This window comes from Luteibacter sp. (assembly GCF_035539195.1).
Classification (GTDB): domain Bacteria; phylum Pseudomonadota; class Gammaproteobacteria; order Xanthomonadales; family Rhodanobacteraceae; genus Luteibacter.
The window spans coordinates 123,946-136,475 of record NZ_DATLIW010000042.1 but is presented as its reverse complement, the minus strand read 5'-3'; the positions used below and the strand labels follow the sequence as shown (position 1 = coordinate 136,475).

Annotated in this window: 12 protein-coding genes; 11 read left to right on the top strand and 1 reads right to left on the bottom strand. The window is 64.7% G+C overall.

Annotated features, from left to right (window positions below; genetic code table 11):
• Positions 1-5 precede the first annotated feature (5 nt).
• The 6 genes from VM621_RS19385 to VM621_RS19360 all read left to right on the top strand — a co-directional run bounded on the left by VM621_RS19385 (position 6) and on the right by VM621_RS19360 (position 6,582).
• On the top strand, positions 6-203 hold the full coding sequence (locus VM621_RS19385) for a hypothetical protein (protein ID WP_325470608.1): 198 nt from the start codon (positions 6-8) through the stop codon (positions 201-203).
• 104 nt (positions 204-307) lie between these two features.
• Entirely contained in the window at positions 308-1,732 is a 1,425-nt protein-coding gene (locus VM621_RS19380; protein WP_325470607.1) for an outer membrane beta-barrel protein, read from the top strand.
• A gap of 10 nt (positions 1,733-1,742) precedes the next feature.
• Positions 1,743-2,318: a potassium-transporting ATPase subunit KdpC gene (gene kdpC, locus VM621_RS19375; RefSeq protein ID WP_325470606.1), complete on the top strand. Its 576-nt coding sequence runs from the start codon at positions 1,743-1,745 to the stop codon at positions 2,316-2,318.
• Positions 2,319-2,485: 167 nt separating this feature from the next.
• Positions 2,486-5,146, top strand: a complete 2,661-nt coding sequence (locus VM621_RS19370) for a sensor histidine kinase KdpD (protein WP_325470605.1) — start codon at positions 2,486-2,488, stop codon at positions 5,144-5,146.
• A complete protein-coding gene (locus VM621_RS19365) occupies positions 5,143-5,841 on the top strand; it encodes a response regulator transcription factor (protein ID WP_325470604.1) in 699 nt (232 codons plus the stop codon). The genes VM621_RS19370 and VM621_RS19365 overlap by 4 nt, the downstream gene beginning before the upstream one ends.
• Before the next feature lie 345 nt (positions 5,842-6,186).
• Complete coding sequence (locus VM621_RS19360) at positions 6,187-6,582, top strand: hypothetical protein (RefSeq protein WP_325470603.1); 396 nt, start codon at positions 6,187-6,189, stop codon at positions 6,580-6,582.
• 113 nt (positions 6,583-6,695) lie between these two features.
• Here the strand turns inward: VM621_RS19360 and VM621_RS19355 are convergent, their stop codons facing one another.
• On the bottom strand, positions 6,696-7,496 hold the full coding sequence (locus VM621_RS19355; RefSeq protein WP_325470602.1) for a helix-turn-helix transcriptional regulator: 801 nt from the start codon (positions 7,494-7,496) through the stop codon (positions 6,696-6,698).
• Positions 7,497-8,078: 582 nt separating this feature from the next.
• Between VM621_RS19355 and VM621_RS19350 the strand changes: the two genes are divergently transcribed.
• The 5 genes from VM621_RS19350 to VM621_RS19330 all read left to right on the top strand — a co-directional run bounded on the left by VM621_RS19350 (position 8,079) and on the right by VM621_RS19330 (position 12,521).
• Positions 8,079-8,486 (top strand): ankyrin repeat domain-containing protein, encoded by a 408-nt coding sequence (locus VM621_RS19350; RefSeq protein WP_325470601.1) that lies wholly within the window; start codon positions 8,079-8,081, stop codon positions 8,484-8,486.
• A gap of 536 nt (positions 8,487-9,022) precedes the next feature.
• Positions 9,023-9,265: a hypothetical protein gene (locus VM621_RS19345; protein WP_325470600.1), complete on the top strand. Its 243-nt coding sequence runs from the start codon at positions 9,023-9,025 to the stop codon at positions 9,263-9,265.
• Between the two features lie 78 nt (positions 9,266-9,343).
• Positions 9,344-9,802: a MarR family transcriptional regulator gene (locus VM621_RS19340; protein WP_325470599.1), complete on the top strand. Its 459-nt coding sequence runs from the start codon at positions 9,344-9,346 to the stop codon at positions 9,800-9,802.
• 23 nt (positions 9,803-9,825) lie between these two features.
• Complete coding sequence (locus VM621_RS19335; protein ID WP_325470598.1) at positions 9,826-11,286, top strand: efflux transporter outer membrane subunit; 1,461 nt, start codon at positions 9,826-9,828, stop codon at positions 11,284-11,286.
• A gap of 23 nt (positions 11,287-11,309) precedes the next feature.
• A complete protein-coding gene (locus tag VM621_RS19330) occupies positions 11,310-12,521 on the top strand; it encodes an efflux RND transporter periplasmic adaptor subunit (protein ID WP_325470597.1) in 1,212 nt (403 codons plus the stop codon).
• Positions 12,522-12,530 lie beyond the last annotated feature (9 nt).

The window sequence follows — 12,530 nt, the reverse complement described above, 5'->3', positions numbered from 1 at the left end:
GCCCCATGCAATCCGTGAAGCTCACCGTTTTCATCGAAGACCACGCCGACCTGGACATGGAAGTCCGCGTGGTCGCCCAGGAACACGACGCGACCGTCGCAACCGTTGCAACCGCGCCCGTCGCGACGATCAAGCCACGCATCGTTCCGGTCACGCCACCCAACGACGACGAATACACGCTCGGCGGTTACGCCGGCATCTGACGCACCACGACAGAGCGGCCCGCTCCAGGGCGGCCCGCTCCTCGACAGTTCGAATCATTCACTCCACCGATAAAGGGGTCCCGAAAGGGATCGGTCAAAACGCCATGCGCACCACTCGTTATGCTTTCCTCGCCGCCATGCTCGCACTCGCTCCCGTCACCAAGGCCATGGCCTCGGGCAGTGACGACTGCTCCAAGAGCTTCGGTTCGCGCTTCGTCGCGGCCTATCGCGAAGACGCCCAGCCTGCCGACCCCAATGCGCCGGCACCGGCGCGTCGCGGCATGGATTCCCCCTTCGACTCGATGCCGTTTCCGTCCTCCGAGTGGCAGCTCGGTGGCGTCGACAATCCGATTGGTGTGCCGGATACAAACTCGCAGTATCCGTTGGAGAAAGCGCTGGCCTGTACCGGTGTCGGCCGCTGGATGCAGAACAACCGTATCGAAGTTTATGGCTGGATCAATCCGTCAGCCAACCTAAGCTCGTCGAGTTTTTCCAACTATCCGCTTTCCTACGCCACGCGCCCCAATCGCGTGGAGTTCGATCAGGCGCTCTTGCGTGTCGAGCGCTTGCCCGACACGGTTCAGACCGATCATATCGACTGGGGTTTCCATTTCGACGACCTGTATGGCTACGACTACCACTTCACCACCATGAAGGGTGTCACCAGCGACCAGTTGCTCAACCATCCCAATTCCAACAGTCCGCTGCCGGGCAAGCTCTACGGCAACGATCCGATGATCTGGTATGTCGACCTGTACATTCCCTGGGTGGCTCAGGGCATGCAGATCACGCTGGGCCGCTATCTGTCCATACCGGATATCGAGGCGCAGTTCTCCCCGCAGAACTATCTCCTGACGCACTCCATTCTCTATACGGTCGATGCGTATACCAATACCGGCATCATCGCGACCACCAAGCTCAACGATCAGTGGACGGTGCAGTTTGGCGTGCACGGCGGCGACGACTCGGCATTTTGGGACAGCACCAGTCGTTTGAGCGTGCAAGGTTGCGTGCGCTGGGTATCGGCGTCCAACAACGACATGCTGTATCCGTGCGTGGAGTCGTATAACAAATCCAAGCAGACCTACAACAATCTGCAGGAATTCGTGCTTACCTGGGGCCACCGGTTCAGCCACAACGTGCATATGCTGACCGAGGCTTATCGCATCTACGTGCGTGATCAGCAGGGAGCGCCTTCGGGCGTACCGGGTTACCCGTTGGGCGAGGCACCGAATTTTCCCACCGGCCATAATCCGGCGTTTGGCATCGTCAACTACTTCAATATCGAGCTCAACCCCCACAACATGATCTCGATTCGTAATGAGTTCTACAACGACGAACAGGGCCAACGCACCGGGTACGCGACGCGATACTCCAGCCATACGATTGGTTTGACGCATTGGGTATCGCAGGATCTGGAAATTCGCCCGGAGCTTCGCTACGAGCACGCCTATGATTTCCCAGCCTACAACGCCGGCCAGAAGAGCACTCAGGTGACTGCCCTGGTCGACGCCATTCTGCATTACTGAGGCAACCATCATGAGCAGGCTTATTCGCAACGCGTTGGTCATGCTGTTGTTGATGACCGTGATCACCGGCATCGCGTATCCCTTGGCGGTGACGGGTCTGGCGCAGGTACTGGCTCCCTCACAGGCCCATGGCAGCCTGATCGTGAAGGACGGCCGACCGGTCGGCTCCGCGCTGATCGGCCAGTCGTTCACGGCACCCGGCTACTTCTGGGGCCGCCCATCGGCGACGACGCCGACGCCGAACAACGGGGCGTCGTCCACCCCGTCGAACCTCGGTCCGACCAACCCGGCGCTGACCAAGGCGGCGAGCGATCGCATCGCCGCGCTGCGTGAGGCCGATCCGGCTAACAAGGCTCCGGTGCCGGTAGACCTGGTGACGGCCTCGGGCAGCGGCCTGGATCCGGAGATCAGCCCTGCCGCGGCCGAGTACCAACTGCCTCGCGTCGCCCGTGCGCGGCATCTGGACCCCGCGAAGCTGCGGGAGTTGATCGCGGCGAATACCGAGGGACGCCAGCTTGGCGTGTTCGGCGAGCCGAGGGTGAATGTGTTGAAGCTGAATCTGGCGGTGGATCAGGCGGCGCGGTAACGTCTATCGCCCCGCAACATCCATCGCCGCTGAAGCGGCTCCCACAGAAAGCGGGGCCCCCACACCGAGCGGGCTTTGTGTGGGAGCCGACTTTGTCGGCGATACCAGATCGCCTCGTCCTATCCATTACCCTTCCCCCATGTTCCCCTCCTTTCCCGGCCCACCCCATGACTGACGAACGCGACGCCCGCGCCGATGCGCTGCTCAGTGCCGCGAAGGAAGAGGACGGCCAGCGCCTGAAGGTCTTCCTCGGGGCGGCGCCCGGGGTCGGCAAGACCTACGCCATGCTCTCCGCCGCGCGCGACCTCAAGCGCCAGGGTATCGACGTGGTCGTCGGCCTCGTCGAAACCCACGGCCGCTCGGACACCTCGGCCCTGCTCGAAGGCCTCGAAGTCCTGCCCACGCGCCCCGTGCGCTACGCCGGGCGCGACTTCCGCGAGTTCGACCTGGAGGCCGCGCTGCTTCGCCGGCCCGCGGTCATGCTGGTCGACGAACTGGCCCATACCAATCTTCCCGGTGGCCGCCACACGCGCCGCTGGCAGGACATCGCCGAACTGCTCGATGCCGGCATCGAGGTCTACACGGCCCTCAACGTGCAGCACCTGGAAAGCCTCAACGACCAGGTCCGGCGCATCACCGGCGTCGCCGTGCGCGAGACCGTGCCCGATGCCTTCCTCGATCGCGCGCGCGACATCGTGCTGGTGGACCTGCCCCCGCGTGAACTCATTGGTCGCCTCAAGCAAGGCAAGGTTTACGTCCCTGAGACGGCCGCTGTCGCGCTGGATGCCTACTTCTCGCCGACCAACCTCGCCGCCCTGCGCGAGCTCGCGGTGGAAACCGTCGCGGCGCACGTCGACAGCGACCTGCGCGAGCACATGCTCGCCCGGGGCGATGCGATGCCGGTGCGCCGCCGTTGCATGGCGGCGATCGACGGCCAGGGCCAGAGTGAGTACCTCGTGCGCATCACGCGCCGGATCGCCGAGCGACGTGGCGCACCATGGAGCGTCGTCTTCGTCGACCGCGGCGGCCTCGATGCCGAACGCCGCGAACGCGTCGACGCCGCGATGCGCCTCGCCCGTCGCCTCGGTGGCGAAGGCGTGATCCTGCGCGGCCATGCCGTGGCCGACGAGTTGCTCACCTGGGCCGATCGCGAAGGCGTGGGCCAGATCATCGTCGGCCGCACGCGCGAGCGGCCCATCGCACGACGCCTGGGTTACTCGCTCACGCAACAGTTGCTTCGCCGAGCCGCCCATCTCGAACTGACCATCGTCGCCACGCCGGCCCAGCGGGCACGCGCGCGTCGGCGCCTGCGTTTCAAGGACGGCAACGGGTCGCGCCGCGAATACGCCTTCGCCACCGGCGCGACGGCGATCGCGATGGCGTTGTCCTTCGTCGCCGACCGCTTTCTTTCGGTGGCCAACCTCTCGCTGATCTTCCTCACCGCCGTGCTCGTCGTGGCGGTGCGTACGCGCATGGCCGTCGCCGTGTACACCGCGTTGCTGTGTTTCCTCGGCTACAACTTCTTCTTCGCGCCGCCGCGCTACACGCTGGCGATCGCCAACGCCGACGACGTGCTGGCGGTAGTCCTCTTCCTGGTCGTCGCGCTGATCTGCAGCCGGTTGGCGACACGTCTGTCCGGACAGGTGACGTCGTTGCGCGCGGCGCAGGTGCGCGCGCGCGCGCTGGTCGCCCTGGGTCAGCAGCTGGCCACCAGTGCCGACGCGGACAGCATTCGCAAGGCGGGCGCGGCGGCGCTGGCCCGTGCGCTGTCGATCGAGATCGCGATGCTCGGGCGTGATGCGAGCGGCCATTTCAAGGTCGTCACCTCGGTCCCCGATGCTTTCGCGCTATCCACACAGGATCTCGCCGCCGCCGACTGGTGCGAAGCCCATGCCGAGCCCGCCGGTCGCTACACCGACACCTTGCATGCCGCCTCGTGCTGGATGTTGCCGCTCGGCGCGGAGCACCAGCGCGCCGGCGTGGTCGCCTTGCGTTTTCCGCTCGGGGCGCGCGAGCCCGACGCCGATCGGCGCAGCCTCGCCCTGGCGATGGTGCAGGACATCGGCCAGGCCCTCGACCGCGCCCGCCTGGCGCACGAGCTGGAGAGCGCGCGTGTACAGGGCGAGACCGAACGCCTGCGCAGCGCCCTGCTCTCGTCGGTCTCGCACGATCTCCGCTCCCCCCTGGCATCGATGATCGGCTCCGCCGGCACCTTGCTCAGCTATGACGCGCAGCTGCCGACGAACGAGCGGCACGAGCTGCTGCAGGCGATCCTGGGCGAGGGCCAGCGCCTCGACCGTTATATCCAGAACCTGCTCGACATGACCCGCCTCGGCCACGGCACCTTGCAGCTGCATCGCGACTGGGTCGATGCCGGGGAGATCGTGGCGGCGGCCGTCTCGCGGATGCACAAGCTGTTCCCGGACGTGCGCATCGACATGCACCTGCCGACCGACACCGTGCTGCTGCACGTGCATCCGGCGCTGATCGAGCAGGCCCTGTTCAACATCCTCGAGAACGCCGGCCGCTTCAACTCGCCCGACGAGCCCATTCGTGTCACTGTGCGATCGGAGGCGGGCCGCCTGCTGATCGATGTGGCCGACCGTGGGCCGGGCATTCCGGAAGACGAGCGCGCACGGATATTCGACATGTTCTACTCGATGTCGCGAGGGGATCGTGGCGGCAAGGGCACCGGGCTTGGCCTGGCGATCTGTCGCGGCATGATCGGGGCGCACGGCGGCAGCGTGGAGGCCTTGCCCCACGCCGGCGGAGGCACGACCATTCGGGTCTCGCTGCCCCTGCCTCCGCCCCCCGACAAGCCTCAATGAACCCCACCTCCCCGCGCGTACTGGTGATCGACGACGAAGCGCAGATCCGGCGGTTCCTCGACATCGGCCTGCGCGCCGAGGGCTATCAAGTGCTGTTGGCCGCCGATGGCCGCGAGGGACTGGGCCTGGCGGTCACCCAATCGCCCGACGTCATCGTCCTCGACATCGGCCTGCCGGACATGGAAGGCCACGACGTGCTGCGCGAGATCCGCACCTGGAGCGAGGTGCCGGTGCTGATGCTCTCGGCGCGCAACGAGGAAAGCGAGAAGGTCCGCGCGCTCGATCACGGTGCCAACGACTACGTGACCAAGCCGTTCGGAATCCAGGAACTGATGGCGCGCCTGCGCGTGCTGTTGCGCCAGGGCGCCAAGGGCGGCCAGGCCGATGCGCCGGTACGCTACAGCGACGGCAGCCTGGTGGTCGACCTGGCGCGTCGCGAAGTGCTGCTCGACGGTGCGCCGGTGGCACTGACCCGGAAGGAATTCGCCGTCCTCTCCTTGCTCGTCCGCCACCCCGGTCGCGTGGTCAGCCAGCAGCAGATCCTTCGCGAAGTGTGGGGCGCGACGCATACGCAAGACACGCACTACCTGCGCATCGTCATGGGCAAGCTTCGCCTCAAACTCGGCGACGACCCGTCGACCCCGCGCTGGCTGAAAACCGAACCCGGCGTCGGCTACCGCTTCCCCGCCGCCTGACCGGCTTCGAGCGCCCCGTTCGATGAATGCCACGACCCGCTCCCTGTAGAAGTCACGACCCGCTCCCTGCAGGAGCCACAACGCGCTCCCTGTGGGAGCCGCTTCAGCGGCGAACGGGTGCCCGCAAATTCGGCACCTGAGAACAGCAGTTGCCGATTCATCGGCGAGCCCCACTCGCAAAAACGGCAGCGAAACCGGCGACACCACCTTCGACATTTCCTCACAGCCCGGCGCAACCGTGACGCACACCACACCGTTGCAAATCCGCCCCATTTTTCAGACTAATCTGATTCCCACCCCGCGATGAACCCATGACCTTCCGCTCCTCTCACTCAGGAGCAAGCCATGACATCGTCCCGGACCCACGCCGTTCTCCAACGCCTTTCCGTCGCCGCCAGCCTCATCTCCGGGCTCGTCACCGCGACTCCGGCGTTCTGCGCATCCCCCGTGTGCACCGGCGATCATTTCAAGACCGGCAAACTCACCCTGCCCAACTACGACGAAGCGATGGCCGAATGCATCGCGCAGGAGTCCGCGATGACCCACCCGGAGCTGGGTGCCTTCGAAGCGGTGCGGTCGTGTCACGACATCGGGCCGACGAAAAACCACGGACCGTGGCTGCACGGTCGCGTCGGTGTCGACGTGGTCGAGCGCCGCAGTGGAGACCGCTACACGTTCGAAGGCTTGTGGATGTGCAAGCCGGTCGCGGAGGCCGACATCGACCGCCCATCGAGCCGTTAATACGGCCCGCCTCGTGTGGGAGACGATGCATCGGCGAATGGGTGCTTGCGATCACCCGTTCCGCTACGCGAAAGGATCCATGGATCGGCTCGTAAGGAAGACCGCGGGCGGCGTTACGCCCCGCTGGCCTGGCGAGCGAGGTAACGTCCCGGCGAGTCGCCGAATGCGCGCCGGAACATGGCGACAAAGGCGCTCGGCGTGGCGTAGCCGAGCGCATCGGCGACGACCGACACCGGCTCACCGTGCGCCAGACGCTCGAGGCCACGCGCCAGCCGGGCCTGCTGTCGCCACTGCGCCACGCTGCACTGGGTTTCCTGGCGGAACAGGCGTGTCAGCGTGCGTGATGACATGCCGGCCCAATTGGCCCAGTCCTCGATGCCGCGGGTGTCGTGTGGGTTCTCGTACATGGCGACCGCGACCCGGCGAAGACGGCGGTCCAGCGGCATCGGCAGGTGGAGCGACTCGACGGGCGCGCGGCGGAGTTCGTCGAGAAGCACGGCGAAGAGCCGCTCGCGCTCCGGATTCACCTCGGTGGTGACCGCATCGATCGACCATGTCGCCGCACGCTTGATGATCGCGCGGAACAGGTCATTCACCCCGACCACGCAGGGTCGGTCGGGCAACCCGGCCGCTGCACATGGCGCGATGAAGACCCCCCAGGCGTGACTCGGTCCCGCAATGCTCACGGTATGCATGACGCCCGGCGGCATCCAGCCGGCACGGTGAGGCGGCAGGAGGTACGAGCCGTGCTCCGTGCGGTTGATGACAAGCCCTTCTTCCACGTAGAAAAACTGACCACGAACATGGCTGTGCCAGTCCGTCTCGCGCAGTGGAATCTCGCCTCGAGCCTCGTAGGCGATGAGCGGTGGACCGTCGGCGCTTTCCAGCAATCGGTGAATGACGTCGTCGTGCATTTGGCCGAATCTCGACATAAGTTGGCCCACTAACGATATCAGGCCGATAGCTTCGAGGGATGATTTCGAATATTCAGCCCTAGGCCCAACACGAGCATTAACGCATCCGCCAGGTTCTACGGGTTACCCAGCACCTTCGTCGAAAATTCGAATTTCTGTGCGCAAAGGCAGCGGCGGCGACGGCAAATCCGAACCTGTGATTGACGGGAGCGACTCACCTCGTCAAGCGACCATTAGTCGCCAAAGCAATGATCGGCTTACGGATCGGAAAGAATTAAGAGGTCTGTATTTACAAGGTGATTACTCGGGCATGGGCATCGTTGGCTGGTACCTCGATAGCTGCGATGGAGACTCTGTCCAACTCGGATCGAATTCAAAGGGCTCAGGAACGGTCCCAATACAGCCAGATTTGTTCGACGCCACCGCCCGTCACGGGCGACAAATGCAGGGATGCGAAGGCGAACATCGTCCGTCTCAAGCAATGCCTTCAGCTTCGGGAAGCATTTAGCGCAAAGTGGTATGGAGACAACGACCCGGGGCATATGATGGAAATTAACAATACCCGACGTGCAATCAAGAAGCTTGAAGATTACGTCGAAAAGAACTGCGGAGACGGCTGTGATAAATGATGTTGCTACCCTGCTCGCCGAGTATTCTCGCCTTCCGGAGTATTCCGAAATGGAGCTAGGTCATGTCGAAACGACTAGTCTCTTCGGTAACCAGCCCATCAATATTGCTGCGACCCGGGGAGTGATTTCGGAGGTCGAGACGCTCCTGTCGGCTGGCGTAAACATCAACAACAGGGGCGAACATGGATATATGCCTCTACACAACGCGGTCGAGCAAGATCATTTAGAACTCGTGAAGTTCTTGGTAGCGCGAGGGGCTGATCGCAATGGGCGAACTGATGACAACGTGACGCCTATCGAGCTTTCAGTGATGTTGCAGCGAGAGCAAATCACGGCATTTCTCAACTCCCTGCCGACGTGAGATGTCGAGCGGTGCGCATGCCTGTTCTTTACCCGGGGCCAGATGGGGCGTGAGCAAAGAGACGGGCGCGAAATCGCCACGACGGCCGCCATGAGGATTGGAGAGTTGACGTTGGATCCCTCGTCCATGACTGACGCGACCTTTGTCACGACTTCGACTAAACCCGGTTTCGCACACACTTGCTCGTGCTTGAAGCAACGGACTTTGCTGCGAGGAGGTGGGTACCGCCACGGCTAGTCTGATCCGCAGGCTGGGTCCCGTCGGCCGGATTCCACCGCCAAGTTATGGCTTCGATCTGATGCGAGTCAGCCATGAAGTTGAGCACTTGCTGACGCGATTAAGCGATCTCGACAGCCGTCGGCGCTTTCCAGCGATCAGTAACGTCGTCGTGCATTTGGCCGAATCTCGACATAACTTGGCTCACTAACGATATCGGGCCGTTAACTTCCATGACTATCATTTGCATCCCCAAGCAAATGTCCCCGCGCACGGCATCCCCCGACACCTGCGCCCGTGACCCTGAAGCGGAGATCCCTATGATCCGTCTCGTCACTACCGATTTAACCGAGCTGAGCGAGGGCCAGGAGGCCGGCGATGCCCTGGTGACCTTTGTCGCCTGCGCCCACGCCATGCTCGACGCGACCACCCCGGAAGAGCAGGTCCGGCGCCTGGAACCCCGCCTGCTGGCCCAGTTGCCGACCCTGAGAGCACTCGGTGTCTTCGACCTCTTCGAGGTGCGCGACCCTGCCCTGGCGGCGCTCCTGGCCGACGAAGGATGAATATCCGACAAATGTGAAATATGGGGCGTAAGTATATTTGCCTTGACAACTATATTTTGGGCAATAGAATGCGTGTCCATGAACAACCACCTGTGCCTTTCCTACGACGGCCGCGACAGCCTGGGCGCCCTCATCGGCATGGTGCGTAGCGAAATCGTCCGCGCGATCGAGTCCGATCTCGCCGCGCTGGGCGCGGACCTGAAGTTCACCCAGTTCCATGTGCTCAAGCGCCTCGCCACCCACGGCGCGATGACGGCGACGGAACTGGCCCGGGCGGTGGACCTCGATGGCGGCGCCATGACCCGCCAGCTCGACCAGCTGGAGTCCAAGGGCTACCTGCGGCGCAAACAGCACGAGCAGGATCGTCGGGCATTGCGCATCGAGCTGACCGAAGCCGGTGAGGCGCTCTGGAAACATCTGTACGAAAGCAATATCGCGACACTGGAGCGGGCCCAGAAGGACCTTTCCAAGACCGAGCGCGATCAGTTGCACGATTACCTGGAGCGCGTTCTCAAAGCGCTCCGCGACAAAGACTGAACTAAACGTCCGAGGCAAAACGCATGCGTCTGCACACTCTCGTGGCGGCCGTCGGGGCCGCGTTGATTCTTTCCGGCTGTGTCACCAGCCGTGGACTGGATCCGCAGGGTCGGCTCACCGACCCGACCACGCTCCACGCCGACCGTACCCTGTCCAAGGTCGCGGTTTCGCCGGCCGGCTGGCCGGCCGCCGATTGGTGGACGGGACTTGGCGACAGCCAGCTCACCTCGTTGATCGAAGAAGCGCTGAAGGACAACCCGGACCTGGCCACGGCCGACGCGCGTGTGCGCCAGGCGCAGGCCCAGGCCAGTGGCGCCGATGCCGCGCGCGATCCGACCTTCAATGTCGGTGCCGGCGTCGCTGGCGCGCACCTGCCGGGTTCCTTGCTGCCGTCGCCGCCGGGCAACCACTTCTCGTGGACCAAGTTCGGCTACGGCAACTTCAGCTGGGATCTGGATCTGTGGGGCGGCAAGCGTGACGCGTGGGAAGCCGCGCTCGGCAGCCAGCGTGCCACCGAGGTCGATGCGCGCGCCGCGCGTATCGAGATCTCGACCAATGTCGCCCGCGCCTATGTGCAGCTCGGCTACGCCTTCACCCAGTTGGACGTGGCGAAAGCGGAACTCGATCGAAGCAACGCCTCGCAGAAGCTGACCGTGCAGCGCGTGGCGGCCGGTGTCGACAACCAGACACAGGTGAAGCAGGCCGACAGCGAAGTGGCCTCGGCCGAGCGGGAAATCGCCGTGGCCGAGCGTGCCATCGACACCTCGCGCATCCAGCTCAGCATGCTGTTGGGCAAGGGTCCGGACCGTGGCATCGATATCGCGCGTCCCGCTCCCTTGAGCCCGTCGGCGGTGGCGATTCCGGCGAACCTGCCGGCCGACCTCCTCGGTCATCGCGCCGACCTGGTCGCCGCGCGCTGGCGTGTCGAAGCGGCGTCGAAGGACATCGCCTCGGCGAAGACGGAGTTCCTGCCCAACGTCTCGCTCGGCATCCTCGCCGCGCAGGCGGCGGGTGGCTCGGACAATCTGTTCTCGTCGCGCGCGCGCTTCTGGCAGGTGCTGCCGGCGGTGAGCCTGCCGATCTTCGACGGTGGTCGCCTCCGCGCCAACCTGTCGGGCAAGGACGCCGAGTACGACCTCGCCGTCGCGCAATACAACAAGACGCTGGTCGGCGCGCTCAACGAAGTGGCCGACGATCTGTCCGGGCTCGATTCGCTGGGTACGCAGATCCAGGCGCAGCAGCGCGCGCAGGACGCCGCGCAGCAGGCCTACGACCTTTCGCAGTTGCGCTACAAGGCCGGTGTCGGCAGCTACCTGGAGTCGCTCGTGGTGCGCCAGCAACTGCTCGAAGCCCAGCAGCGCATGGCGTCGCTGAAGGCCCAGCAGGTCGACACGTCCGTCCAACTCATTCAGGCGCTCGGTGGCGGTTATCGCCCCGAGGCCGACGACCAGTCGGTCGTCGCCGCCACGCCCGCAACTCACTAAAAATCGTCCCGAGGCAGCTTCCGATGTCACAAGAAACCATCGCCCCATCCGGCGCCGTCGTTGCGCCGCCGCCGAAGAGCCGTCGCGGCTTCTTCCTCAAGCTCCTGGTTGCCGTGATCGTGCTCGCCGCGATCGGCTGGACCGTCTGGTACTTCGTGGACGGCCGCTGGGAAGAAGATACCGACGACGCCTACGTCAACGGCAACGTCGTGCAGATCACCCCGCAGATCGCCGGCACGGTCACCTCGATCGGCGCCGATGACGGCGACCTGGTGCACCAGGGCGACGTACTGGTCAAGCTCGACCCGAGCGACGCGGAAGTCGCCCTGGAAAGCGCCCGCGCGAACCTCGCCAACACCGTGCGCAAGGTGCGTGGCCTCTACAACAACGTGACCTCGTCGCAGGCCGATGTGGCCGTGCGCCAGACCGCGGTGGATCGTGCTCGCCAGGACTACAACCGCCGCCGGGATCTCGCCAAGTCCGGCGCGATTTCCGCCGAGGAACTGTCGCATGCCGCCGATACGCTGACCTCGGCCGAGAGCAGCCTGGCCGCCGCGCAGCAGGCTTACAGCAGCAACAAGGTGCTCGTCGACGATACCGTCGTCGCCTCGCACCCGGACGTCCGCGCCGCGGCCGCCAAGCTGCGCTCGGCCTACCTCGACGACGTTCGCGCCACCCTGGTCGCGCCGGTGGACGGTTACATCGCCAAGCGCACGGTGCAGGTCGGCCAGCGCGTGCAGCCGGGTGCCGCCCTGATGGCCGTCGTGCCCCTCCATGAAGTCTGGATCGACGCGAATTTCAAGGAGACCCAGATGAACAAGATGCGCATCGGCCAGCCGGTCGAGGTGACCGCGGACGTGTACGGCGGCAAGACCGTGTACAAGGCGAAGATCCGCAGCCTGGGTATCGGCAGCGGCAGCGCGTTCTCGATCCTGCCGGCGCAGAACGCCACGGGTAACTGGATCAAGATCGTCCAGCGCGTGCCGGTCCGCGTGGTCTTCACCGACCCGAAGCAGCTCGACGAGAAGCCGCTGCGCCTGGGCCTGTCGACCAAGGTCACGGTGAACCTGCACGACCAGAGCGGCCCGCTGCTCTCGACGCAGGCGCCGACCAAGGCCGAGTTCTCCACGCCGATCTACGACAAGCAGCTTGCCGACGCCGACAAGGACATCGCGCGCGTCATCCACGAGAACGCATCGGCGGGTGAAGGCGAGCAGCAGAAGGCTCCGAAGTAAGGAGGCCAA

Excerpts from the sequence above, each read along its gene's own strand:
- kdpC (WP_325470606.1), top strand. The coding sequence starts at position 1,743 with ATGAGCAGGCTTATTCGCAACGCGTTGGTCATGCTGTTGTTGATGACC.
- VM621_RS19335 (WP_325470598.1), top strand. The coding sequence starts at position 9,826 with ATGCGTCTGCACACTCTCGTGGCGGCCGTCGGGGCCGCGTTGATTCTT.
- VM621_RS19330 (WP_325470597.1), top strand. The coding sequence starts at position 11,310 with ATGTCACAAGAAACCATCGCCCCATCCGGCGCCGTCGTTGCGCCGCCG.
- VM621_RS19365 (WP_325470604.1), top strand. The coding sequence starts at position 5,143 with ATGAACCCCACCTCCCCGCGCGTACTGGTGATCGACGACGAAGCGCAG.
- VM621_RS19370 (WP_325470605.1), top strand. The coding sequence starts at position 2,486 with ATGACTGACGAACGCGACGCCCGCGCCGATGCGCTGCTCAGTGCCGCG.
- VM621_RS19360 (WP_325470603.1), top strand. The coding sequence starts at position 6,187 with ATGACATCGTCCCGGACCCACGCCGTTCTCCAACGCCTTTCCGTCGCC.
- VM621_RS19340 (WP_325470599.1), top strand. The coding sequence starts at position 9,344 with ATGAACAACCACCTGTGCCTTTCCTACGACGGCCGCGACAGCCTGGGC.
- VM621_RS19385 (WP_325470608.1), top strand. The coding sequence starts at position 6 with ATGCAATCCGTGAAGCTCACCGTTTTCATCGAAGACCACGCCGACCTG.
- VM621_RS19380 (WP_325470607.1), top strand. The coding sequence starts at position 308 with ATGCGCACCACTCGTTATGCTTTCCTCGCCGCCATGCTCGCACTCGCT.
- VM621_RS19345 (WP_325470600.1), top strand. The coding sequence starts at position 9,023 with ATGATCCGTCTCGTCACTACCGATTTAACCGAGCTGAGCGAGGGCCAG.
- VM621_RS19355 (WP_325470602.1), bottom strand. The coding sequence starts at position 7,496 with ATGCACGACGACGTCATTCACCGATTGCTGGAAAGCGCCGACGGTCCA.